The sequence below is a fragment of the Paenibacillus sp. MDMC362 genome, assembly GCF_003269305.1.
Lineage (GTDB): Bacteria > Bacillota > Bacilli > Paenibacillales > Paenibacillaceae > Paenibacillus_AQ.
This window is the reverse complement of sequence record NZ_QLYT01000024.1, coordinates 280,740-304,702: the sequence shown is the minus strand read 5'-3', so window position 1 is coordinate 304,702 and position 23,963 is coordinate 280,740. Positions and strand designations below refer to the sequence as shown.

The window sequence follows — 23,963 nt, the reverse complement described above, 5'->3', positions numbered from 1 at the left end:
TCTCGATTGACCTTATTTATATAGAGGACCGAAGTTCTGACAAGCGCGGAAGTCTGCGCTCTCCGGATCGGTCGTTCCGAACATTCCCCATGCACGTGGGCGGAACACCTCTTCAGCCGGCACATTATGCATGTTGACCGGAATACGCAGGACCGAAGCCAGGGTAATGAGATCCGCTCCGATATGTCCGTAACTGATCACGCCATGGTTAGCGCCCCACTGGTTCATGACCTCATAAACGCTTGAGAATGCACCCTGTCTCGTAAGGTTCGGCACAAACCAGGTTGTTGGCCATGTCGGGTCTGTACGCTTATCGAGCGTGTCGTGTACCTCCGCCGGCAGATCCACAGAATAGCCTTCGGCAATTTGCAGCACGGGACCAAGCCCTTTTACCAGGTTAAGACGGAACATCGTCATCGGCATGCCGCCGCGCGTCAAGTAGTCGGTCGAGTAACCGCCGCCCCGGAAATACTCCAAGTTAGCCGGTCTCCACTGCGTAGCCTTCAGCGTGCGTTCGACCTCTTCATCCGTGATCTCCCAGAATGGCTTCATTGCCGGTTTGCCGTCAATCTCCTGCTCACCTGTTCCATCCAATGCAGCCGAGCCGGAATTGATCAGATGCAGGATGCCATTCTCTGCTTTTCCTTCAAGCTTATAGCCGGTAACCCGTTCTACCGAAGCCGGACTCCAGTAAGTACGCACATCCGCGAAAATCTGTGCCGTATTGGTTAACAGGTATCCGAACAGCATGCCGACTCCGTTCAGGCTGTCATTCTCGGTTGCCACGATATACGGCGAACGCCTGCCGTTCCAATCGAAGGAGGAGTTGAGGATGGTCTCCAGGAAATCACCGTTAGGGGAATGATCCGTCCACTGCCGCTGACCTTGGAATCCGGAAGCGATAGCGCTGTGACCCTGAGCCTCTTCTTCAAAGCCAAGCTCCTTCAGGCGCGGATTACCGATCATCAAATCGCGGGTGATCAGCGTCATTTTGACGACGGTTTCCCACTCCAGATCCTTGCGCTCCCGACTGTTCTGGAGATGATCCGGATTGTTATCCGGTCCTTCCGTACAATTCTCCTTCACCCAAGCAAGCGCCTGTTCATATTCTTCAGGATCATAGATGCCTTCTTCCAAGCGGCGCGTAAACTCGCTCATATCTACATATTCGTTCCGCATGCCCAGATACTCCTGGAAGAAGCTGTCGTCCACGATCGAGCCGGCGATGCCCATCGACACCGAGCCCATGGACAAATACGATTGTCCGCGCATGTACGCTGCAGCCAAGCCGCTCCGTGCAAAACGCAGAAGCTTCTCTTGAACGTCGTCCGGAATACGGGTATCCCCTTCATCCTGAACGTCTTCGCCATAGATGCCGAATGCAGGAAGCCCCTTCTGGGCATGGGCCGACAGTACCGCGGCCAGGTAAACCGCGCCTGGACGTCCTGTTCCGTTAAAGCCCCATACCGCCTTCGGACGCGAAGGATCGACATCCATCGTCTCGGTGCCGTAACACCAGCAAGGCGTAACGGTTATGGTTAGGCCGACTTCGGCATTTTTGAATTTTTTGGCGGCTGCAGTTGCTTCAGCCACTCCGCCAATGCACGTATCCGCAATGACGCATTCAACTGGCTCGCCGTTCGGATATTTGAGCTCCTTCGTCAACATCTCGGCGACGGCCTTGGCCAGATTCATGGTCTGTTCCTCGAGTGATTCGCGAACTCCTCTCCGTCTTCCATCTATCGTAGGGCGAATCCCGATTCTCGGAAAACCGTCCCGCCATCTGTAATCGTTTTCAATTGTCATGTATGTCACGCCTCCCTATAAGGATTATGACATCATTGTAAGATGATTCGGTGCAAGAGATAACCCACTATTTTGTTATATCGGCTCCTAATTTCAGCAAGACAGTGAACCATCCCGATTAGCAGATGTAAACGATTTCCGCACTGAAAGGGCGTTTTGCATTATAATAGTTAGAGGATGTTGCTTTCCAGGAGGGACAAGACCGTGCCAAAGATCGAAATCTCGCATAGCAAAAGCGATCACTTCCGCTTCATCAAAAATCCGCAGCTGCTCTTTGCCGGGCAGGTCGTGGACGAGGACTTCTTTTATGGACCGCCACAAATTCATGATTTCTGCGAGATCATCTATGTTGTAGAAGGACGCGGAGAATTCACGATTGCAGGAAAAATATACGAACTCCACAAGGGCGATGTCGCGATTTATAACCCCGGCATTCCTCACGAGGAGAGATCCATCACGGACGGACCCTTCAAGGTGATCTACTGCGGCGTGGATTCGCTTCACATTGAAGGGGTTCCCCAGGGGATGCTGCTCCCGGCCTATGTGGAGCCAGTCATATCCTGTGAGAAATACGCCTATAAAGTGGAAAGCTATCTTTCCGAGATCCTCCGTGAATGCGATTCGCAGGTGCTGGGGTATGAAACGCTGAGCACCAACTTGCTGATGTCATTGATTACCGTCATCTATCGCATTGTGGACGTTAAACACCAATTCCAGTCCTTGAAGGGCAAGAACGAAATCGCGCTGCGGACCAAACACTTTATCGACACCAACTATACCCAGAGCATCAGTCTCAAGGACATTGCCGATACGATGTATGTCAGTCAGCATTATTTATCCCATCTGTTCAAAAAAGAAGTCGGCGATTCCCCCTTCAATTACTTGATATCCCGCCGGATCGAAGAGGCCAAGCGCCTGCTCGCGGATTCCGAAATGCCGGTACATGAGGTTGCTTCCCAAGTCGGTTACGGCAATGATAAGTACTTCTCGATGTTATTCAAAAAAATTACCGGTCAAACGCCGAGCTCATTCCGGGAACAGAGCAAACTGGGTTCGGAGTAAGGGATTGCAATTTTATTTTTCCAGCAAAGAAGCAGGCAGCCGTTGTGGTACGGCTGCCTGCTTTTTAAATATGAACGGCAATTTGCCTTCTATGTCATCAAAAGTATGGGGCGTGCTTGATTTTAATGGGACCGACCGCTTCGATCTTGCTCTGGCATCCCAGTCGATAGCCTTCTTCGATTTCTTCCGGATCGAGGCGCCGTTCTTCGGCCAAATTGGGTTCGGACAAATGCTCTATTCCCTCCAACACCAGGCAGCGGCAGCGCGCACAAGTCCCCCTTTTGCAAAAAGAGTTCCAGTCCACGTCATTCCGCTCGGCCAGATCAAGCACCGTCATGCCAAGAACAGGCGCCACGCTGCGGCGAACCTCCCGGCCTGCAAGCTCAATGATCGGATCCGGTACCGCTTCCATCATCTCTTCCGCTGCAGGGATCAAGGCATTGTCTCCGCTATCCCCGCCCTTTTTCTTTTTCCAGAATTTAAACACCCACATTATCCTCCTATGCATGTCATCATCAGGTTATGTATCGAATCCTTTATTTATTATACTGGAAAGTTTAATAATTCAACATGCTTACTCTTATCGATTCGATGACATTGACACATGGAATTGGAACTCTATGAAAATTTTGCTATACTAGCGTATGCTAGACCCAATTCCATATTCTATGAAATCATTCTATTATTTAATGGATCGGAGGAAACACAAAAGCATGCTGCATAAAAGAATAGGAAAAACAGCCGTCGCTGCCGTTCTTGCCCTTTCCTTGCTCGGCACCGCACCCCATGTTAGCCAGGTCCATGCTGAGCCTGCCATATCGGTAAAGCTGGATGATGTTACGCTAACCTTCGATGCGGCTCCGCGGATTGACAAAGGGGTCACCTACGTTCCATTCCGGACGGTTGGAGAAGCACTGGGCATTCAAATCACGTGGAATAGCAAGACGCAAACCGTGAAGGCCATTGGCAGCGTGAAAGGCCAATCGACCGAAGTATTACTTCAAGTGGGGAGCACGAACGCAACCGTCAACGGTAAAAAAGTGAAGCTTGCAGCTCCGCCAGTCCAAAGGGAAGGCCGTGTGCTGATCCCGCTCAGCTCGTTCAGCAGCCAATTCGGCGTTGATGTGGGCTGGAACCAGGCGACTCGTACAGTCTCCCTCGTATCGCCGCAGCGCGAAATGCATTTGAGAGCTTTCTATGCATTACAATCTTTCCAAGAACGGGATCTCGTGGGGTCCATGAATTCAGTCGCCTTTGGCTGGAGCCGCATCGATCGCGAGGGTCAGTTCACGCTTCAAGGGGATGAGTACCGTCTCCCCGCTGCGGCTGGAGACGTTACGCCGCAATCGATTGTTGCCGATGCCGCGGACCAGGGGATTAAACCGTACCTCATGGTCTATGCCTTGGATGGAAACGGCGAATTAACCAAAGTCTTGAGCGACGGCAGCCTCCGCCAAAAGTCCATTGAAGGCATCACAGCCGCGGTAGCGGAGAACGGATTCGGCGGTGTTGTGCTTGATTTTGAAGGGCTCGGATTTAAACTGGATGCCGTGAAGCAGCAGAAGCTGCTCAATGATTACGTCAAGCAATTGAAAGCAGCATTGCCGAATGACGTTGCCCTGTCTTTAGCCGTGCCGCCATTGAACAGCGCCTATAAAGGTTATGATTACAAGACACTGGCCTCTATCGCTGATGACCTGATTGTTATGGCCTATCAGTACAATCCGGTTGGAACCAAATCTCAGGTTCCCGAACCGAACAGTCTGGTGGACCAAGCGATCCAGCTGGCACTCCAAGCAGGCGTCCCGAAGCAGAAGCTCCTGCTTGGCATCAGTTTAAGCAGCGAAACCACCACTTCCGTGGACGATAAACTCGGCTTGGCCAAACGTTATGACCTGAAGGGAGCCGCCTTCTGGCGTCTGGGCTTGTTCCGTCTCTATAATAATGGAATGGAAGCTGCCGTGAATGCCTCTGTTGTTAAGGAGTAACCGAACACCCCCTTGTGGGATGATAGACTTATAGTAACAAAAACGTCTATCGACGTACTTTCACAGATGACAGACAGTTAGTAGAAGTTTTTCTTGCGATATCAGGAAGTCACAAGCTTCGAAGTTTATACTCTCTCATATCTAAAAAAAGAAAGCCTGACAAGGTCATCCCTTTGTCAGGCTTTCTGATTATGTATCGTACTCTAAATGGCTGCGTAATCCAACTAGCTTGCGCTTCCTACCAGCTTTGCATAGTTTTCTTGACTCAAAACACGACGTGCCGTGACATAACGCGGCTCGTAATAGGAATCGCTAAGCTTGCTGATTCTGACTCCCTTGCTGCTGGAAGCATGTGCAAATTGTCCGTCACCAATGTAAACGCCTGCATGAGAAATTCCGCTACCGCTCGTATTGAAGAATACCAAATCTCCAACCCGCAGATCTTGGCGATCCACATGTTCACCGGCTTGAGCCTGGCTTTGGGAAGTGCGCGGAAGATCAATGTCGAAATTTCTAAACATGTACAGTATAAATCCGGAGCAATCAAACCCGCTGGTAGTCGTTCCGCCCCATTTGTATGGAGTTCCTACCAATTGCTTCACTTGATACTGAAAATTCGGTTGTTGATCAGCAAATGCTGAAACGGCACCAGAAGAAAAAATAATTGCAGACCCTAGCAAAGTGATGACAAACTTCTTCAAAATATGTTCTCTCCTTCGATGCCTACGGAGTTAGCTAAGGGTTCGGTTGAAGGTTCCCTATACTCTCTATACAAGAGTAATTCACCCAAGACGGTTCCCCCGTTTTCACAAACGAAATTCGGCAAAATTCATTAACGTTTTGTAACCTTCTCTTAATATAGTATACAAGCAAGGATGCTGTCAATGATATCCTAAAAATCTATCGTTTTATGTTTGGAGCTGTCGTAAAGATGAAGAATTTCGGCAGGAGATTGGTTAACCGTCTCACTCAGTCATGACAATTATGTAACTCTGTTCTCCTTTCCGCGCTGCTTTTTTAATTAATCTAGCAACTTTTTACAAATCCATGCGTTTACATATCAGAAATGAAATTAAAGAGGTGATCCATCACTTATGAGTCAAATAACGATGGCAGAAGCACTAGCTGTTCGGGCAGCAATTAACCGTCTCATCAATCAGTTGATGTCGGAACGCTTGAACAACAGCAGCACGATTATTGAAAAAGGGGAGACGGCGGAATACCCTACGCGCAGCGTAGATGCCATTACGGAAGAAATCGAAGCGGCCGCGGCGGATTATAGGAAGCTGGATTTGCTGATGGCAATCTCCAATACCACGCAGACTATTCCCTGGAACGGCTCCGACATTACGATCATGGAAGCGATCGAGCTGGCCAAACAAATACGCAGCGATATCGGACAGCTTGCCCATCTCGGTTCCCGCAAGAAGCTGGAGCGCCAGAGCAGCCGTGGCAGCGGAGACGGTGCCATAACGCTGTTCAACGTCGCCTTATATGATCCAGAGGCTTATCAGGCGCTAGCCCGCAAGAAGGAACGCGAGGTAACCAAGCTCTCTTCGCTGATTGAGCATGCCAATCATACGTCTTTGATTACGTTTGACGCATCCAAGTACATGGAATAGCGACAGCCGCCGGCTCCAAGCCTGCAGGTCACCCCACGTGCGGGTTTGGAGCCGGCGGTTTCCGCCGGCGGGCGGGAAAGTGCGAGCAACCGTTTATTGTTTGTCGGATACAAACAAACCTAACCAGAAACCAAAAAAATCGACTCCAGCGCAAACGGATGACGGTTTACGGTTCACGCCTATCACTTGTTACTTGTTACGGACTTATGACGCAAATAAATGATCGCTCCGTTTCCCGCTCTCTCTATGAATAATTGGAAAGCCGCCCTTCTGAGGGCGGCTTTTGTTGATTTCTCTTTAGCTAGGTAACTGGATACTACGTCGTCATTCCGAGCGCTCTTTCTGGTATCTATTTATCATTGATCCTATTCGTATCATTCTCTTCAGGCCTATGCTACTGGAACAAAGCCGCAGCTCCAACCAGACCAACATCGTCCCGAAGTCCTGCAGGAACGATCTCGTACGTCCCTAAATAGGACGGCATGACCAGCTTATCCGTCATTTCCCGCAGCTGCGGGAACAACAGCTCACCTGCTCTGCTCACACCCCCGCCAATGACGATGCGATCGGGGTTAAAGCTGTGAATGACGTTAACCAGTCCAAGCGCCATGTAATAGATGGCACGATCAATGACCTCCATTGCAACGGGGTCTTGAAGACGTTTGGCCTCGAATACATGCTTGGCGTTCACTCCCGCATCAGCTGCCGCCAGTTCTGATATGACACTTGGCTGGGTAAGCATTCGCTGGGATGCTGCGAGTCCGATGGCTGTTCCAGAAGCAAATACCTCCCAACAGCCGTGGCTGCCGCAATTGCACTGCGGACCGCTGGGATCAATGATATGGTGTCCCAGTTCCCCAGCAAAGGAACTGCTGCCCAGGAACAGCCTCCCATCCAGCACGATGCCTGAGCCGATACCGGTGCTCAGCGTCACGTACACCATGTTCGTCGCCCCTCTTCCGGCACCTCTTACATACTCTCCCCATGCGGCTGCATTAGCATCATTCAGCACCTGAACCTCCGTATGCAGCTCACGTTCCATCCATGCTTTGAGGGGAACATTCGTCCATTGCGGCAGATTCGTCCCATGGATGACAATGCCCTCCCGGCTGTTAACCGTTCCCGGCGAAGCCATGCCAACCCCTCGGAGCGATTGGCCGCCCGAGACGCTGCGAATCATATTCGTAATTCTCGTAACCACTTCTTCGGCCGTACGCGCGCCTGCCGTCTCCATTTGCTCCCGGTTCAGCAGCTGTCCTTCGGAATCAAAGAGCGCTGCCGCGATCTTCGTACCCCCAAGGTCAACGCCAACCACAAATTCTTGCTGTTTATTCAATACGGTTTGCAATTTTTGTTCACCTGTTTCCGATAGGTTTGCTACTTCTAATGATGTAAGCTGTCAGCCAATGATCGCAGCTCAACCGGATCAATGGGCTTCAGCCCTGATCGGCCATACCGGACAGCGGAGCCGAAATGCACCTCGCTCACGCCGGTCTGGTCGATAAAATCATGTATGATTTCCCACTTCAGGCCATTGCCTGCCAATATTTTAAGCTCGCTTCCTGCCGTATGTTCTACCAGCTCCCGAATTCTCGGGATGGCTTGCGGTGCAGGCTGCGGCCCGCCAGACGTTAAGACGCGGGTAACCGACCGGTATTTCTGCAATGTACGAAGCCCTTCGAACTGATCCTCCAATTCATCAAAAGCCCGGTGGAACGTGACCTGCATATCACCTGTCCATTCCAGCATTTTGACTAAGGAGACCTCGTCGATCTTTCCTTCCGGAGTCAGCATGCCGATTACTACGCCAGCTGCGCCTGCCTTGCGAATCGCCTTCACCTCCGCAATCATGGTAGCTATATCATGTTCGTTGTACACAAAGGATCTGCTATGAGGTCTGACCATGACATGAACAGGAATCTGAACGGCTTTCACGACCTCTTCAACAAGCCCGATTCCCGGCGTAAGCCCGCCTTCGGTGATCGCTGTGATCAATTCCAGGCGGTCCGCGCCATTCTGCTCTGCTGTGATGGCATCATCCACGCATGTTGCGATAATTTCTAGCAGCATCATCGTCACTCCTTATTGAAGTTGATTCTTTATGCTTGGAGAAACTGCTTCTCCACATAATCCGCGAGCAATCTCGCGCCATATCCGGTAGCCCCCGCTGCCGAATGAGGGAATTCCCGTTTATACTGAACCGTGCCCGCCATATCGATGTGCACCCATTCCATGGAATCCGCCACAAAATGACGGATAAACAGCGCAGCCGTTATAGCGCCAGCCAAAGTGGACGTACCGACGTTTTTCAGATCCGCGTAATCGCTTCTAAGCTCTGATTCGTACTCGTCCATCAGCGGCATAGGCCATAAGCGCTCTCCGTTACGCTCACCGATCTCAACCATATCGGCCGTGATCTGCGGATCGCCCCAGATGCCCGCGATCTCCAAGCCCAATGCGGCTCCGACATTACCGGTGAGGGTTGCGATATCAATCACTTTATCTGCGCCAAGATTCGATGCATGCAGCAGGGCATCCGCAATGATCAATCTGCCCTCCCCATCCGTATTCGCGACCTGAACGCTTAAACCATTCGGATAATGAACGACGGAAGAAGGAAGCATCGCATCCGGTCCCGATAAATTATCCGCAACGGCGATCAGCGCTGTTACGCGTACCGGAGCTTTGTGCGATACCAGAATATCCATGGCTCCCACGACGGCTGCGGCGCCCCCCATATCCATACGAGCATCGCTGATATCTCGGCCGATCTTAACGTTCATGCCGCCCATATCAAAGGTTACGCCTTTGCCGATAAGCACGATATGAGGGCTTTCCTTACCGGATCCCGCCCCATTATAGGAAATCTCAATCATGGCGGGATCATATTTGCTGCCGGCACCCACGGCGATCAGACCGTTCATCTGCCGATCACGGAGCTCTTGTCCGCGATATACATGTAGCTGAACGGGTGCCTTCTTGAAACGGTCCTCAACAACCGCTACGAACGCTTCCGGATTTAACGTTTCCGGAGACTCATTCACCAGGTCTCGGGTGAACTGCGTTCCTTCGATCCGGATTTCTGCCGTTCGTATGACGGCTTCCAGATCTTTGCGGGAAAGCCCCTCCCAGTCTTCTAGTCGAAGATGAAGAGACAGGGATTGCAGATTGGCCGTAACCCCGCGATGTTTATTGAATTGATATAGTCCGTACATCCAGCCTTCCACCCACGCCTGGAGTTCTTCCTGTATCGAAATCCGGGAAGAAGACCCGCCATCTCGGACTGAGGGGCGAATCAGCGCTCCGCCTGTTTTATTCTCCTTGAGCAATGCTCTTGCAGCTGATGCGCCTGTTCTGCGCACTTGCTCCAACGTCAGCTTCGAACGCTGCCCCATGCCGACAACGAGAGCATCCGTTTCTTGATCGGAGCGGCCATAGAACCACGTCAGCGTCATGCGCTGCTTTCGAGATTCCGTTAAACGAAAACGAGACTCCTCGCCCTCATAGACCACATAAATCGAAGTATCTGTCAGGTGCGCTTCATCTATTGTGATGTTCATCGAACCTTCCCTCCTCTATAAGAGAATCATCGCTGTTATGCGTGTGTTAAGCTTTTTTCATGATTTCTTCGTCATATAAATGGCATGCCACCTGATGGCCCGGCTCAACCTCACGATATACCGGCGTAATCTGTTTGCACACTTCCATGCAGGAAGGACAGCGTGTATGGAAGCGGCAGCCTGTCGGAGGATTCACCGGACTTGGCAGATCACCCTTCAGAATGATCCGTTCCTTCTTCTGCTTCGGATCCGGAACGGGTACCGAGGATAGCAGCGCTTGAGTGTAAGGATGCAGCGGGCGGTCATACAGCGTATCTTTATCGGCGGTCTCTACGAGCGCTCCCAAATACATGACGCCGATCCGGTCGCTGATATGCTCAACCACGCTGAGATCATGGGAGATGAACAGATAAGTCAGGCCGTATTCCTCTTGAAGATCCTGCAGCAGGTTCAGCACCTGCGATTGGATGGAAACATCCAGCGCGGACACAGGCTCGTCGGCAACAATCAGATTCGGACGCACGGACAGCGCTCTGGCAATGCCGATCCGCTGCCGCTGACCGCCGCTGAACTCATGAGCGTAACGCTCGGCATGGAAACTGTTTAATCCGACCGTTTCCAGAAGCTCGCAGGCCAGTTTGTCCCGCTCCTTGGTGCTCAGCTTGGTATGGATGAGCAAGGGCTCTGCTACCAGTTCTTTGACCTTCATCCTTGGATTAAGGGAAGCGTACGGATCCTGAAAGACCATCTGCATGTCTTTGCGCAGCGGGCGCATCTGGTTCTCATTGTATCCGCTAATATCCGTTCCGTTAAACAGCACCTGGCCGCTATTCGGCGTCAGCAGACGGGTCACCAGGCGGCCGGTCGTCGATTTGCCGCAGCCGCTTTCGCCAACCAGACTGAAGGTCTCGCCCTTATGGATCGCGAAGGAGATTCCATCCACGGCACGAAGCTGCTTGGATGTACCGAAGAAGCCTTTTTTCACCGTGAATGATTTCTGCAAATTCTTTACTTCTAATAGAGGTGTTTCTTTCATGCGGTTTCTCCTCCCTTCGCATGACCTTCCTGTGTCAGCCAGCAGCGGCTCTTACGATGTTCTTCATGTGCGACAGGGAGAAGCTCCGGCTCCTGGGAGAGGCACTGCTCCATTACGAACGGGCATCGCGGAGCAAACTTGCAGCCTTGCGGCATGTTCCGCAGATCCGGCACATTCCCTGGAATGGATTCCAAACGGCGTACCTTTTGTCTAAGCTTGGGCACTGAATTAATAAGCCCTTTGGTGTACGGATGCTGAGGATTCTCGAACAGCTCTTCAACCGTCGCCTCTTCCACGACTCTGCCTGCATACATGACAACCACCCGGTCGCACATTTCGGCCACGACGCCAAGGTCATGGGTAATGAGCAGCATGCCCATTTCCTGCTCGGTCTTGAGTCGGTTCATCAGATCCAGGATCTGAGCTTGAATCGTGACGTCAAGGGCCGTGGTCGGCTCGTCGGCAATCAACAGCTTCGGATTGCAGGACATCGCCATCGCAATCATGACCCGCTGCCGCATACCGCCGGACAATTGGTGCGGATAGTCATCCACGACCTCGTCCGCACGCGGAATGCCGACAAGTTTGAGCGAGTCGATGGCATGCTGCCGCGCTTTTTTGCGGCTATAACCCAAGTGCAGCATGATGGATTCCTCCAGCTGTTTCCCGATACGAAGAACGGGATTCAGGGAGGTCATCGGTTCCTGGAAGATCATGGCCAGCTCGTTTCCGCGATAGCGGCGCATTTCTTTTTCCGACAATTGTACGAGATCCTTGCCCTCAAAACTCACCGAGCCCCCGGATATTCGGCCGGGCGTATCCTTAAGAAGTCTCATGATGGACAGGGAGGTCACGCTTTTGCCGCATCCGGATTCACCCACGAGTCCAAGCACTTCGCCTTTATTGATGTGAAAATCGACCCCTGCTACGGCAAGCACCGATGAGCCATCGCGTTTGAATTCGGTTTTGAGACCCTTTACTTCAAGCAATGTTTGCGTCACGATCTATCCCCCCTATTAGTTTTTGGTCTTCGGATCAAGGGCATCATTCAGTCCATCACCGATCAGATTGAATGCTAGCACAGTCAGGAATATCAATAGTCCAGGGTAGTACACGATATGCGGTGCAATGCTTAAATAATCGCGCCCCATACTGAGCATAGCGCCCCAGTCCGGTTCCGTCGGCTTGGCCCCGAGTCCGAGGAAGCTTAACGAAGAAGCTGCCAGAATGGCGCCGCCGATTCGCATCGACACGTTGACGATGATGCTGGGAACCGTCTCTGGAAAAATATGCTTCCATATAATCCGGTTATGCTTGGCACCCATCGATCTTGCCGCCTCTACATATAAAGACTCCTTCGCGGAGAGTGTTACACTTCGAATAATTCTGGCAAACGACGGTGTGCCAAAGACCGCCACCGCGATCACCACATTGGATAATCCCGGCCCCAAAATCGCTACGATTCCAATGGCTAGCAGCAGGTCAGGAAAGGAAAACATGACGTCACTGCCCCGCATAATGAGACGGTCGATCCAGCCGCCATAATAGCCGCTGATCAGGCCGAGAATCGTGCCGAGAACTGCGGATATGAATACCGCACTTAAGCTGACCGCCATGGTCAACCGGGTTCCGTCAATCAAGCGGCTCAGAATATCGCGGCCGTACTCATCCGTGCCCGCCCAGTGGGCAGCCGACGGGCCTTGCATCATCGCATCGTAGTTGGGCTCATTCGGAGGATACGGAACGATATGCGGACCGATCACCGCCAGCACAAGTAGTAACAAGATAAATCCGCTTGATATTACGGCAAGCTTTTGTTTCATGAATTTAGATGTAAACGCTCTGAATTTGCCAGTTGCCTGGCTCTTTGCAAGCATATCCTCCGGCGCGGAGGAATGGACCGTCACTGTTGAATTGTCGCTCATGAGTTCCCCCTCCTATTTCGATGCATACCGGATTTTTGGATTCAGTACACCGTACAATAAATCAACAATCAGGTTAATCAGGATAAATTCCGCTGCAAACAGCAGTAAAAGTGCTTGAATGACGGTATAGTCCCGGAAAGCGATCGAGTCTACCAAGAGACGCCCCATGCCCGGAATACTGAATACGGTCTCAACCATAACCGAGCCGCCCAGCAAAAATCCGAACTGCAGCCCAGCAACGGTTACGACCTGAATCAAGGAGTTGCGAAGCGCATGCCTTCCGACAACAACGAATTCCCGCAGACCCTTCGCGCGTCCGGTCCGGACATAATCCTCGCGCATCGTTTCTAGCATCGACGTACGGGAGTATCTCGCCAGCATGGACATAATCCCGGCCCCTAGCGTAAAAGAAGGCAAAATATAGGATTGCCAGCTGTCGACACCGCCTGTCGGGAACCAACCAAGCTCAACGGAAAAAATTTGAATCAGTACAAGACCAAGCCAGAATCCTGGCAGGGAAATACCGGATATCGCAGTCAACATTCCGATATAGTCCGGCCATTTTCCGCGATTGACGGCGGATATGATACCAATGATCAGACCGATAACCAATGCCCAGCCAAGGCTGGTAAAGGTCAGGACAATGGTCGGGAAAAACCGGCTTTCCAACATGTCCGTTACCGGCAGATTGGAAGTAACGGATACACCCAAGTCACCCTTCAACAGATCACTCATATAGTTCACATATTGCTGCCATAGCGGCAAGTTTAAGCCTAGCTGCTCTCGAATCCCGTTGATCTCCTCAAGGGTGGCATCCTTACCTGCAACAAGTCGTGCCGGATCTCCAGGAATAAGGTGAATGAACATAAATACAAGAATGGATACAACGAACAACAGCGGGATTACACCCAGCAGCCTCTGAATTGCATATCTTCCCAAAGGATGTGCCTCCTTTCAACATGCCTGCTTTTAAAATACGATGGGCCGCTTCCTTATTGATTCAAGAGGCGGCCCACCACAAGGTATACGTTTAGCAAGCTCTTCGCAGCCTGATTATTTGACTTCTGCGTTGATCACGCTGATCGATCCGTCCGGAAGGGCTTTAACGCCTTCAAGATAAGCTCTCTTGCCGGTTATGACCTGATCAACCCCGAGGAATGCCCAAGGAGCGTCTTCCCAGATTTGTTTTTGGATGTTGGCATAGATTTCTTTTGCATCCTCCGCTTTGACGGATGCGTTGGCATCCTTGATCCATTGGTCTACATTGTCGTTCTTATAGTAAGCGGTATTGGAACCAGCCGGCGGGAAGAACTCGCTGCTGAACAGACCTTTGGTTGCGCCGTCGGCATCACCGGACGATGGGGACCAGCTTACATACCACATTTGAATTTTTGCGTTTTCCGGCGTAGCGGAGTTAATCTGATCGGACAGGGTAGCTCCTTCCATCGATTTTACGTCGACTTTGATTCCGACAAGCGCCAGCTGCTGCTGGATGAACTGCATGCCTTTCATCGTTTCGGAATCATTCTCTCCCCAGAGCTCTGCTTCGAATCCGTCCGGATAGCCTGCTTCCGCCAAGAGGGATTTTGCTTTCTCCAGATCGTAATCATAACCGGATTGCTCGGAATAGTGCTGTGTCATGGATGACATGGAAGACTTCAACTTCGAACCCAGTCCGGATTTAACGACTTTAATGTAAGCATCTTTATCGATTGCATAGTTGATGGCTTGACGAACTTTCAGATCGTCATAAGGCTTCTTCATGGTGTTAAGCGTAATATAACGAACGATCGTGGAATCGATCTTGTCGATGACGATATTGGAATCGCCTTCTACTTCAGAGACCTGCTCCGTTGGCATTGGATAAATGAAGTCCGCTTCGCCCGTTTTCAGCATTGCGATCCGGGAACCGTTCTCCGGTACCGGTTTGAACGTAATGCTGTCGACCTTCGGAAGACCCTCTTGCCAGTAATCCTCATTCTTTACAACAACAAGGCGGTCACCTTGAATCCATTCCTTGAACTTGTATGCTGCCGTACCTACAGGATTCTTCGTGATGTCAGCACTTTCTTTGAGCGCTTTCGGGCTGATCATCAGCGCCATCGCGGTCTTGTTCAAGAAAGCGTTGTACGGCTGACTAAGGGTGATGACAACCGTGTGGTCATCCGGAGTTTGAACATCGGCGACGGCAGAGAAGCTTTTACGCATTCTAAGGTTGTTCTTTTCATCCATGATGCGATCCAGGTTGGCTTTTACGGCTTCTGCGTTGAAATCCGTTCCATCATGGAACTTCACGTTCTGGCGCAGATTGAATGTGTACGTCAGGCCGTCTTCACTGATCTTGTAATCTTCAGCCAGTACAGGAACGAGTTCCATCTTCTCGTTGAAACCCATCAAACCTTCGTACATCGTGCGTGCACCCGAAATGGAGTGCGTGTCTCCGGCATTGTGAGGGTCAAGTGTAATGAAGTTGGCGTTAATTGCAATGACAACATCTTTGTTATCTTTTGTCACCGGCTTGGTCTCGCCGCCGCCTTCACTTGCCCCTTTGCCGCTTCCGCTGTTTCCGCCGCAGCCTGCCGCAACAATCGTAAATGCGAGCAGCAGCATGAGCAGTGACCATGTTCTACCTTTGAATCTCATTGTTTTACTCCCCCTTTGATGTAGTGAATATCTATAGATTCACTCGCCGCTTCGGCAAATAACATCCTGCCGATCGCCTTGAGTTCCTCACGTCTTAAACATTCCATTCATATACCGCGCGGCGTTCGCCGACCAGCGTACCGCCATCATTGAAAATCTCATTCGGTACCAGCGCATACAAGCGGTCGATCGTAGCCTGATTGCCGTAACCCAGACGCTCCAGGATGGAAGCGATGATGCATGGCCATACTTGCTCGGAGCCATCGGACACTTTAAGCGAGATCGCCAAGCGTTCTTTTCGAAGACCGATGCCATACACGCCCTTGGCGCCGCCCTTGGCAGTCAAATTGTGGTCCCGGAGCAAAGCTGAGCACACAAACTTGGTGTCTGCAATGATATCCGGATACTCATTCATCCGTTTTGCCATTCTGGCAGCTGCTTCCGCCGTCTCAGCGTCCTCGATCAAATCCGGGCAAGCCAGCTTAAGGAAGGCGTACCCGATACGGTCCAGCGGAAGCGCGAAGATGGGAAGGCCACAGCCGTCAATGCCTTGCGGAATCGAGGAAACCGGAACCTCGGCAAAATAAGCCAGCGTTTCAATGATTTCTTGCTGAGCCGGATGCTCCGGCTTATAATACGTGCTCTCATCCCAGCCCATATGCTTACATAGGGCAATCAAGCCGCTGTGCTTACCCGAACAGTTATGGAAGATCCGACGTTTGTCCTCATGATCCCGATGGCGCTGCGCCTTGGCATCCTCGTTCAGTGGATAAGTTGCGCAGCAGTGAAGCGCTTCTTCCTGAATCCCCGTTTTCTTCAAAATAGATTCCAATGCATCAATGTGGAAGCGTTCACCCCGGTGGGAAGCGGCAAACAATGCCGTTTCTTCCCCGGTTAGTCCGTATACTTCGTCAATCCGGCGTTTCATCACAGGTATGGCTTGGAACGGCTTAGCCGCCGATCTCAGAAAAGTCATATGATGCGGATCACCCGCTGCGTAAACCACATTCCCGTTCTCGTCTACAACACTGATCGCTCCGTAGTGGATGTTCTCCAGTACATTTCCGCGATATTCCTCTACTAATGGCACAAATCCCATGATGTTGCTCCCCCGATCTCCAGATGAATTAATTCAGTTGAAAATAACGATCCTGCGCGACAAGTCCCGATCCGATGATGACCCCATGCTCGTGAAGCTCGGAGCGGACAATCGTAAAGGAATCCTGAAGCGGTTCCCAGATATACTGTGAGTAGCACAGATCGGTGATCTCTTCGTAAACTTCCGGGAACTTGTCCAGGATCTCGCCGCTCAATATGACGCTGTCCGGATTATACATGCTGACGACGTTATTGATCGTAATCGCCATATACGCAAGGGCTCTATCGATTAAATAGGTCGCCCATCGTGTTCCAGCCCGTCTTTCCGCGAACAGTTCCTCAATCGTACGAACGGGTTTAATCTTGCTGGCTTCCGACAACAAGGACGGTATATTGATATAGGTTTGGAGGCAACCGGCTTTACCGCAGTCACACATCATACCTTCAGGGTCCACCGTCGTGTGTCCGATTTCCCCTGCGCTGTTGGTCACCCCGCGGTAAATTTCCCCTTCCAGGATCAGTGCTGAGCCCACGCCATTACCGAACCCAAGGAGGACCGTCCGGTTGGAGCCGTATGCCGATCCCTTAAGCTGCTCCGCCAACGCCTTTACCTTCAGCTCATTGTCTACGACCGATTGAAGCCCGGTTAATTCCTTGAGTCTCTCGGCAAGCCTCACATTCTTCCAACCAAGCTGTACCGAGAAATTGACCACTCCGGCATCAACATCGATGATGCCCGGCAGTCCCACGCCAATCCCTACCACCCGTCTGCGATCAATATCGCATTCCAGGATGAGTTCTTCAATGGTGCCCGCAATTCGGGCTACCGTGGATTCTGCCGAATCCTCCGGCGATCTCGGAAAACTGCCGCTGCACAACACACTTCCCTGAACATCGATGAATCCAATATTGGCTTGATGGCGATCAAGCTCAACGCCGATCGAGATGACCGCCGTATCCAGCAGTCTTATTAAGGAGGACTTTCTTCCGCGTCCGGCCGAGGCTTGTTCTTCTGTTTCGTGAACGTACCCTTCTTCCGTCAGCTCCGATACGATCCGGCTGACCGTTGTCGGACTCATTCCCGTCTGTTTGGCAATCGCTGCCCTTGAAATCGGCTGTTCGTTCTTGATGATTTGGAATACTGTGAGTCTGTTCTGCCGCTTCATAAAGTCTTGATCATGCTTTTTCATGAAGACATCCCCTATTTAATTTCACCAGTAGATTAATAAGATCATTTTTTTAAATAAAACGATCCGGAATCATCAAAAAACCGTGATTATTGTCAAATTTATTATTTTTATTCTCCAGTGATATTAATAATAAAACGCGTTTTGTAAATGTGTCAATATATATGACACATTTAAATTAATATTTTTTTGTTTCTGGAAATGTAAGTGTTTCACAATTTTATGAAAGAAAATCAATCTCGTGTATACATACAAATGGCCACGTCCCGTGAACAATATGACATCAACCTGACGTAAATTTTTCTAAAATGTAAATAACACCGCCCTGTTAATTCATGAATAAAGCCACCCAAGAAAAGAATGATGGGAACATTCTTCATCCTTGGATGGCTTCAAAAGGAGGAACTATGTCATATTTCCGCTAGGATCCTAGGTTTTCAAGGGCTTCCTTGCATGATCCTCCCATAACGAATTAAACCACCCGAGAAATTAATTCGAGGAGCCTCGAATATCCCGGATGGCTTATGTATAGAGAACACGTATTTTGATTAACGCATGAGTGCAGCTTAAACATCGCTATATTTTCCGACTATTAATCGCATCACATATAGAATTACAACGTGTAATCCTTGCTCTTCTATTTTAATCATTTAATCTTTAATCTCTTATCTTTTAGTCTCTTATCTTTAATCTTTTGAACTTTCCCACCAGCGGAGGTTTGAGGATAGCCGATCCTTTGGGAGTCCGTTTCTACCTTGCCCATTCCATTCCCGAAACGGACGGACAACAGAGCGGATAGACTCAAACCGGAGCGTCCGACCGACTCAAACCGGAGCGCATGAGCGCCCTACTTGTTCTTGTAGTATTCAACCGCTTTATCGAAATAATGCTTCTGGTCTTCCGGCAGATCCTCAAAATAAAAAATGGCCGCCACCGGACAAGCCGCTTCGCAAGCCCCGCAGGAGATACAAATATCGGTATCGATGTAGAACTGGTCATCTCCTTCTTCTATACAATCCACAGGGCAAACGTCAACGCATTCTCCCGCTTTCTCTTCGATACAAGCTGAGCCAATAACATACATCCGTCATTCCACCTTCCCGAGTGTAAATAATCTTTCAATCTTTCGGCTGGCTATCATTGCAAAAGCACAATCTTCATCATTCCTTGGTTTCCATACTTTTTATACTAAAATATATCATAATTATGTGGTTAATCATGCCAATTGTCAATAAACCGCGTGATGATAGCCTCAAAAACTGCCATTCCGGTTGACTTATAGAAGGTAAAGACATAAGATGAGACATATTGCTTTTTAACCTTTTTAGTTGAAAAAGAAAGCATTCATCGAGAAACAAGGCGGTGATTATAGTGGATCAAGAAGTCGCATACAGTACCCGCGAGTATATCATGCAAATGTTAAAAATAAATGGTGAACTCAGCACAAAATCCATAACCGAGGCACTGGGTATAACAGGCATGGCCGTCCGGCGCCATCTGGAAAGCTTGAAGAGTGAGGGTTACATCACCTATCGAACCGTGAAACAGCCGATGGGAAGACCCGTCTCCTTATACAGTCTTACGGAATCCGCCGAGGATTTTTTCCCTAAAAACTATCATGCGCTTGCACTCGATCTGCTGAACGAGCTGCAGGACGAGGCCGGTGACGAAATGATTTCACGGCTGTTCGACAAGCGAAAGGATACATTGCTGAACAAGTATACGCCTACGGTGAAAGCCGATGCTCTAGAAGATCGGGTTGCTGCCCTTGCTCAGATTCAGAATGACAACGGATATATGGTAGATTACAAAAAAGTCACCGAGGAAGAATACCTCCTCGAGGAACTGAATTGCCCTATATCCCAGGTAGCCAATCGGTTCCAACACGCATGCCGCTGTGAGCTTGACCTGTTTCAATCCTTGCTGGAAGCGGATGTGGAACGCACCGAGTGCCTTGCCAAGGGCGACAAAAAATGTGTATACCGTATTCGAAAACAGACCGAAGCCAAGCAAACATAATATCTGTTATTGCCACATCAGGCTCCTTCCATACGGGAAGGGGCCTTTTTTTGTTAGAGATAAGGAAGTATAAACTTCAGAAGCTTACCCACCTTATCTCGCAAGAAAAACTTCCGCTATATGCGGTCTGTCTTCTGAGAAAGTACGTCGATAGACGTTTTCTTATTGTCCTTGTCCTATTCTATTCTCTTAAATCGCAAGACATGTCCAATTCTTTGGATTATTTCAGCACCAGCAGTCGATCATCCTGATCGGAAGGCACACCCCGGCCATCCGTATTGTTGGTAATGACATAGGTTTTGCCGTCATGGACTTTGACGTCTCTTAATCTGCCTTCACCTTCCAATACAACCTCAAGCGAGGCGTCCTCCGGCCGAAATTGGTACAGCATCTGGCCGCGAAGAGTTGCCACGTACAAGCGGTCCTGCTCATCAAAAGCGATGCCGGAAGGTGCGATTGCCGTTTCGCCGCTATGGTAAATCGGGAGCTTCATGCCTTCTAACCTATCGTCGCCATAGATCTCGGGCCAGCCGTAATTGCTGCCGGCCGTGATCTCATTAATCTCATCGTGTCCGCCAGGCGTACCTGACGGTCCATGCTCTGAGCTGTACAATTCACCTTCCGAATTCCAGGCCAAGCCCTGTGAATTCCGATGCCCTAGCGTATAGACATAAGAGCCTGCAGTCGGATTATCCGCCGGTACCTTGCCATCCAGCGTCAATCGCAAGATTTTGCCTGCTAGGCTTTCCTGGTTTTGCGCAAGCTCTCCTTCTCCCGAATCCCCTGTCGTTACGTAGAGCATATCGTCGGGTCCGATTGCAATTCTGCCTCCGTTATGCACATTAGAGCCGGGAATACGCTCCAGGAAGACTTGCGACTCTGTCCATTGATTCCCGTCCTGCTTCAAAAGGACCAACCGGTTCATAATCTTTCCACCCTGATCATAGGTGTGGTAGGCAAAGGCCTTGCCGGAATCCTGAAAATCCGAGGCTAACGCAAAGCCCAGGAATCCGCCTTCTCCTTGGTGGGCGACCGGCTTCTCGGTTTGTACCGACTGCCTGGTTAGTGTGCCGTCCTTGATCTGAACGATGTTTCCTTCCCGCTCGCTGACATAAATCGTATCGCCGTCAAAATCGATCGACCAAGGGGTCCTCAACTGCTCTGCAAGCACATGATACGAGGAATCGTATTTCTCTTCCCGATGGTCTTCCTGCCTCCCTTCTTCCTTGGCAGGGGGAGACTGTGTACAAGCAGCAAGAAGAAGCACAACCGCGGTTAACACAGCGCCAAGTCCCTTTCGTTTCATAATCCAGCACCTCCCGGTGAATTTTATAGCTCCGGTGTCATCATCTGGATGCCTTGCTCCATGTCCTGTAATGAACGCATCACAATATCCTCATCGCTAAACGATTCGATCTGGCTGCCAGCTACATAACGGGTCTCATGTCCTCGTCCGGTAATAATGATCCTGTCCTCGTCACCTGCCAATTCCACAGCTCGTTGAATGGCTTCTTTACGGTTCAGGATAACCTCCCAATTCCCTGCCTCATGCGAGGTTAAGCCTCCCAGCATCTCAGCCATAATCTGCTCCGGATCCTCCGAGAACGGATTGTCCGTCGTGAACAACACATAATCTGAATATGAAGCCGCAATGTCCGCCATGATCGGACGTTTCAACCGATCCCTTTCGCCCCGGCAGCCCATCACGCATATCATTTTGCCCGCCGTAATTTCCTTGGCCGATTGCAAAGTTGCCTTAAGTCCATCCGGATTATGCGCATAATCCACAACCACGCGAAATCTTCGTCCCGTCTCTATTTCTTGAAAACGTCCATGAACCCCTGCAAACTGTTCTAGACTTCTGCAGATTTCTTCAAGCGGTATCCCTTCCAGCAAGCAAGTGGTTATGGCGGCAAGCGCGTTATACACGTTGTGAACACCATGCACCTTCAGACTGAAGTCGCCGTGTCCCCATGGCGTGTCTACATGGAACTTGCAGCCCTCCCGCAAGTTTTGAATATGCGTTGCCCGAACATCAGCCTCGTTTCGAATGCCATAGGTTACGATCTGTGCGGATGTGCGTTTTGCATAATAGGATGATGCTTCATCATCCGCATTCAGGATCGCCTTCTTCAGCATGTCACGGTTACTGTTGCCCAGTTGGGCGAACAACAGCTCCTTCGTATTGCGATAGCTCTCCATATTCTGGTGGAAGTCCAAATGATCATGCGACAAATTCGTAAAGACCACGGTTTGAAAATCGCAACCACGCACTCTTCCCATGTCCAATCCGTGGGAGGACACCTCCAACACGGCATAGGCCCCGCCATGGGTGGCCATCGTGTGAAAATAACGCTGCAGCTGGATCGTATCCGGCGTGGTATTCAGCGTTTTCTCCATAAGATCTCCGATTTTCATATACAGGGTACCGATAATGCCCGTTTTGCGGTGAGTGTCGTTCAGTATCTTTTCTACCATGTGCGTTGTCGTTGTCTTGCCGTTTGTCCCGGTTATTCCGATCAGTTTCAATTGCTGGGTAGGATCTCCAAAAAAGGCGTTTGCGAGAATCGGCAGAATTCTTCTGGTATCCGGTACCCTTATATGTGTAACGTTTTCTGGTAGTCCCGGCAGCTCCCGTTCAGCCACAATGGCAACAGCGCCGTTACGTATCGCATGCCAGGCATAGTCATGGCCATCAACGTGAAAGCCTGGAACACAGACAAACAAGCCGCCAGGCCGGATCTCTCTTGAATCTGTATCCAGGTTCGTAATATCCACAGATGAACTGCCCGTTATCGTCTTAAGAATCAGCCGCTCCGTCAGTGATTTCAGGATCATGTCAGGTTCCTCATCTCGTGATGTAATCAATATCCCAGGTTCAGGTGGCAGTGTCATATATAAGATGTAGAATTTACGACTATGTATCGTTTTAACCAACATTTCTTATTAACCTAACCAAGCAGGGGCATTCTGAAACAAGAATGTGATGACTGGAAGTGTTAACCATGTTACGCTGAAAGTAAGCGGTTGCAATTATGATTTAAAAGTGGTTGATGCAGCCTGCAAGAATATAGGATGCGGGACGAGAATCCACTCCGTTATTCCATATCTGCTTGAAAGGAGAACCATCGATGGGACCGTTCACGGACGATTTGCTTCAAAATAAAGTCGTAATGATTACGGGCGGCGCCACGGGACTTGGGCGCGCCATGGGAGAGAAATTCGCGCAGCTTGGCGCTAAACTCGCCATATGCGGACGCCGGGAGGAGGTTCTACAGCAGACCGCTGAAGAATTAAAACAGCAAGGCTGCGAGGTATGGTACAAAAGCTGCGACGTTCGAGACCCTGCGCAGATTTCGGCTTTTGTTGATGCGGCAGAGCAGCATTACGGAGGTATTGACGTGCTTGTCAACAATGCAGCCGGGAACTTCATCAGCCCTACCGAGCGCCTCTCTCCCCGGGCTGTAGATGCCGTGCTGAACATCGTGCTGCATGGCACCTTTTACGCAACCCTTGAAGTCGGCAAACGCTGGATTGAGCAGGGCAAAGGCGGAACGATGCTTAACATCGTCACAACTTATGCTTCTACAGGCTCTGGCTATGTGGTCCCTTCTGCAGCCGCAAAAGCGGGCGTGCTTGCGCTGACACGTTCCCTCGCGGTGGAATGGGCCCCTTACGGGATCCGACAAGTCGCGATCGCCCCGGGGCCATTCCCGACCGAAGGCGCATGGTCAAGATTATCGCCCACGCCGGACCTGGAGCAAAAGATGATCGATCGCATCCCCCTAAAACGCGTAGGGGATGCAGAGGAATTAGCTAATCTCGCCGCGTATCTCATCTCCGATTATGCCGGTTATATTAATGGTGACGTGATCACCATCGATGGCGGCGAATGGCTCCGGGGTGCGGGACAATTCAACGACCTGGCTGAAGTGACTCATGAGCAATGGGAACGGCTGGCCGAACTGACACGCAGGGGCAAATAACCCCATACTTAAGAAAACATCTATCGACGTG

21 protein-coding genes and 1 riboswitch are annotated in these 23,963 nt (G+C 50.5%); of the genes, 5 read left to right on the top strand and 16 right to left on the bottom strand.

The genetic code is table 11. The features are described from left to right. Window positions 1-12: 12 nt before the first annotated feature. Window positions 13-1,806 carry an L-fucose isomerase gene (locus DP091_RS13880; RefSeq protein WP_113058842.1) on the bottom strand — a complete coding sequence of 598 codons (1,794 nt, stop codon included), beginning with the start codon at window positions 1,804-1,806 and terminating at the stop codon, window positions 13-15. A gap of 204 nt (window positions 1,807-2,010) precedes the next feature. Here DP091_RS13880 and DP091_RS13875 point away from each other — a divergent pair, with 204 nt between their 5' ends. Next, the gene (locus DP091_RS13875) at window positions 2,011-2,868 is read left to right on the top strand and encodes an AraC family transcriptional regulator (RefSeq protein WP_113058841.1); all 858 of its coding nucleotides are present in this window, start codon (window positions 2,011-2,013) and stop codon (window positions 2,866-2,868) included. A 97-nt stretch (window positions 2,869-2,965) separates the two neighbouring features. On the opposite strand, the gene DP091_RS13870 is transcribed toward DP091_RS13875, so the two are convergent. Next, a complete protein-coding gene (locus tag DP091_RS13870; RefSeq protein WP_306438118.1) occupies window positions 2,966-3,361 on the bottom strand; it encodes a 2Fe-2S iron-sulfur cluster-binding protein in 396 nt (131 codons plus the stop codon). Window positions 3,362-3,581: 220 nt separating this feature from the next. Between DP091_RS13870 and DP091_RS13865 the strand changes: the two genes are divergently transcribed. Then, window positions 3,582-4,856 (top strand): stalk domain-containing protein, encoded by a 1,275-nt coding sequence (locus tag DP091_RS13865; protein ID WP_113058839.1) that lies wholly within the window; start codon window positions 3,582-3,584, stop codon window positions 4,854-4,856. 224 nt (window positions 4,857-5,080) lie between these two features. Here the strand turns inward: DP091_RS13865 and DP091_RS13860 are convergent, their stop codons facing one another. Then, window positions 5,081-5,557, bottom strand: a complete 477-nt coding sequence (locus tag DP091_RS13860) for a C40 family peptidase (RefSeq protein ID WP_113058838.1) — start codon at window positions 5,555-5,557, stop codon at window positions 5,081-5,083. Between the two features lie 3 nt (window positions 5,558-5,560). Then, window positions 5,561-5,691, bottom strand: a riboswitch (cyclic di-AMP (ydaO/yuaA leader). Window positions 5,692-5,950: 259 nt separating this feature from the next. Between DP091_RS13860 and DP091_RS13855 the strand changes: the two genes are divergently transcribed. Continuing rightward, window positions 5,951-6,478: a hypothetical protein gene (locus tag DP091_RS13855; protein ID WP_113058837.1), complete on the top strand. Its 528-nt coding sequence runs from the start codon at window positions 5,951-5,953 to the stop codon at window positions 6,476-6,478. Window positions 6,479-6,872: 394 nt separating this feature from the next. Here DP091_RS13855 and DP091_RS13850 read toward each other — a convergent pair whose 3' ends face one another. The 11 genes from DP091_RS13850 to DP091_RS13800 all read right to left on the bottom strand — a co-directional run bounded on the left by DP091_RS13850 (window position 6,873) and on the right by DP091_RS13800 (window position 19,011). Then, window positions 6,873-7,826 (bottom strand): ROK family protein, encoded by a 954-nt coding sequence (locus tag DP091_RS13850; protein WP_113058836.1) that lies wholly within the window; start codon window positions 7,824-7,826, stop codon window positions 6,873-6,875. A gap of 35 nt (window positions 7,827-7,861) precedes the next feature. Then, a complete protein-coding gene (locus DP091_RS13845; protein WP_113058835.1) occupies window positions 7,862-8,548 on the bottom strand; it encodes a copper homeostasis protein CutC in 687 nt (228 codons plus the stop codon). A gap of 29 nt (window positions 8,549-8,577) precedes the next feature. Continuing rightward, window positions 8,578-10,038, bottom strand: coding sequence for a leucyl aminopeptidase family protein (locus tag DP091_RS13840; protein ID WP_113058834.1), 1,461 nt, complete (start codon window positions 10,036-10,038; stop codon window positions 8,578-8,580). 46 nt (window positions 10,039-10,084) lie between these two features. Continuing rightward, window positions 10,085-11,074 carry an ABC transporter ATP-binding protein gene (locus DP091_RS13835; protein WP_113058833.1) on the bottom strand — a complete coding sequence of 330 codons (990 nt, stop codon included), beginning with the start codon at window positions 11,072-11,074 and terminating at the stop codon, window positions 10,085-10,087. Next, window positions 11,071-12,075 (bottom strand): ABC transporter ATP-binding protein, encoded by a 1,005-nt coding sequence (locus DP091_RS13830; protein WP_113058832.1) that lies wholly within the window; start codon window positions 12,073-12,075, stop codon window positions 11,071-11,073. Before DP091_RS13830 ends, DP091_RS13835 begins: the two co-directional genes overlap by 4 nt. Window positions 12,076-12,090: 15 nt before the next feature. Continuing rightward, on the bottom strand, window positions 12,091-12,999 hold the full coding sequence (locus DP091_RS13825) for an ABC transporter permease (protein ID WP_113058831.1): 909 nt from the start codon (window positions 12,997-12,999) through the stop codon (window positions 12,091-12,093). A 12-nt stretch (window positions 13,000-13,011) separates the two neighbouring features. Next, on the bottom strand, window positions 13,012-13,938 hold the full coding sequence (locus tag DP091_RS13820; protein WP_071220315.1) for an ABC transporter permease subunit: 927 nt from the start codon (window positions 13,936-13,938) through the stop codon (window positions 13,012-13,014). Window positions 13,939-14,052: 114 nt separating this feature from the next. Beyond that, on the bottom strand, window positions 14,053-15,642 hold the full coding sequence (locus DP091_RS13815) for a glutathione ABC transporter substrate-binding protein (RefSeq protein WP_113058830.1): 1,590 nt from the start codon (window positions 15,640-15,642) through the stop codon (window positions 14,053-14,055). A gap of 94 nt (window positions 15,643-15,736) precedes the next feature. Next, window positions 15,737-16,741 (bottom strand): asparaginase, encoded by a 1,005-nt coding sequence (locus DP091_RS13810; RefSeq protein WP_113058829.1) that lies wholly within the window; start codon window positions 16,739-16,741, stop codon window positions 15,737-15,739. 28 nt (window positions 16,742-16,769) lie between these two features. Then, window positions 16,770-17,930 carry an ROK family transcriptional regulator gene (locus DP091_RS13805; protein ID WP_113058828.1) on the bottom strand — a complete coding sequence of 387 codons (1,161 nt, stop codon included), beginning with the start codon at window positions 17,928-17,930 and terminating at the stop codon, window positions 16,770-16,772. 844 nt (window positions 17,931-18,774) lie between these two features. Further along, a complete protein-coding gene (locus tag DP091_RS13800) occupies window positions 18,775-19,011 on the bottom strand; it encodes a ferredoxin family protein (protein WP_015736133.1) in 237 nt (78 codons plus the stop codon). 287 nt (window positions 19,012-19,298) lie between these two features. Here DP091_RS13800 and DP091_RS13795 point away from each other — a divergent pair, with 287 nt between their 5' ends. Further along, window positions 19,299-19,946 (top strand): helix-turn-helix transcriptional regulator, encoded by a 648-nt coding sequence (locus DP091_RS13795; protein WP_071220311.1) that lies wholly within the window; start codon window positions 19,299-19,301, stop codon window positions 19,944-19,946. A 220-nt stretch (window positions 19,947-20,166) separates the two neighbouring features. Here DP091_RS13795 and DP091_RS13790 read toward each other — a convergent pair whose 3' ends face one another. Next, window positions 20,167-21,252 carry a PQQ-dependent sugar dehydrogenase gene (locus tag DP091_RS13790; RefSeq protein WP_113058827.1) on the bottom strand — a complete coding sequence of 362 codons (1,086 nt, stop codon included), beginning with the start codon at window positions 21,250-21,252 and terminating at the stop codon, window positions 20,167-20,169. A 23-nt stretch (window positions 21,253-21,275) separates the two neighbouring features. Then, window positions 21,276-22,784 carry a UDP-N-acetylmuramoyl-L-alanyl-D-glutamate--2,6-diaminopimelate ligase gene (locus tag DP091_RS13785; protein WP_113058826.1) on the bottom strand — a complete coding sequence of 503 codons (1,509 nt, stop codon included), beginning with the start codon at window positions 22,782-22,784 and terminating at the stop codon, window positions 21,276-21,278. Between the two features lie 293 nt (window positions 22,785-23,077). Here DP091_RS13785 and DP091_RS13780 point away from each other — a divergent pair, with 293 nt between their 5' ends. Beyond that, window positions 23,078-23,932 carry an SDR family oxidoreductase gene (locus DP091_RS13780; RefSeq protein ID WP_113058825.1) on the top strand — a complete coding sequence of 285 codons (855 nt, stop codon included), beginning with the start codon at window positions 23,078-23,080 and terminating at the stop codon, window positions 23,930-23,932. The last annotated feature ends 31 nt before the right edge of the window (window positions 23,933-23,963 follow it).

Bases quoted from the DNA above. Each gene is read 5' to 3' on its own strand.
- DP091_RS13880 (WP_113058842.1), bottom strand. From the start codon at position 1,806: ATGACAATTGAAAACGATTACAGATGGCGGGACGGTTTTCCGAGAATC.
- DP091_RS13870 (WP_306438118.1), bottom strand. From the start codon at position 3,361: ATGTGGGTGTTTAAATTCTGGAAAAAGAAAAAGGGCGGGGATAGCGGA.
- DP091_RS13865 (WP_113058839.1), top strand. From the start codon at position 3,582: ATGCTGCATAAAAGAATAGGAAAAACAGCCGTCGCTGCCGTTCTTGCC.
- DP091_RS13855 (WP_113058837.1), top strand. From the start codon at position 5,951: ATGAGTCAAATAACGATGGCAGAAGCACTAGCTGTTCGGGCAGCAATT.
- DP091_RS13845 (WP_113058835.1), bottom strand. From the start codon at position 8,548: ATGCTGCTAGAAATTATCGCAACATGCGTGGATGATGCCATCACAGCA.
- DP091_RS13840 (WP_113058834.1), bottom strand. From the start codon at position 10,038: ATGAACATCACAATAGATGAAGCGCACCTGACAGATACTTCGATTTAT.
- DP091_RS13835 (WP_113058833.1), bottom strand. From the start codon at position 11,074: ATGAAAGAAACACCTCTATTAGAAGTAAAGAATTTGCAGAAATCATTC.
- DP091_RS13825 (WP_113058831.1), bottom strand. From the start codon at position 12,999: ATGAGCGACAATTCAACAGTGACGGTCCATTCCTCCGCGCCGGAGGAT.
- DP091_RS13815 (WP_113058830.1), bottom strand. From the start codon at position 15,642: ATGAGATTCAAAGGTAGAACATGGTCACTGCTCATGCTGCTGCTCGCA.
- DP091_RS13810 (WP_113058829.1), bottom strand. From the start codon at position 16,741: ATGGGATTTGTGCCATTAGTAGAGGAATATCGCGGAAATGTACTGGAG.
- DP091_RS13805 (WP_113058828.1), bottom strand. From the start codon at position 17,930: ATGAAAAAGCATGATCAAGACTTTATGAAGCGGCAGAACAGACTCACA.
- DP091_RS13800 (WP_015736133.1), bottom strand. From the start codon at position 19,011: ATGTATGTTATTGGCTCAGCTTGTATCGAAGAGAAAGCGGGAGAATGC.
- DP091_RS13790 (WP_113058827.1), bottom strand. From the start codon at position 21,252: ATGAAACGAAAGGGACTTGGCGCTGTGTTAACCGCGGTTGTGCTTCTT.
- DP091_RS13785 (WP_113058826.1), bottom strand. From the start codon at position 22,784: ATGATCCTGAAATCACTGACGGAGCGGCTGATTCTTAAGACGATAACG.
- DP091_RS13780 (WP_113058825.1), top strand. From the start codon at position 23,078: ATGGGACCGTTCACGGACGATTTGCTTCAAAATAAAGTCGTAATGATT.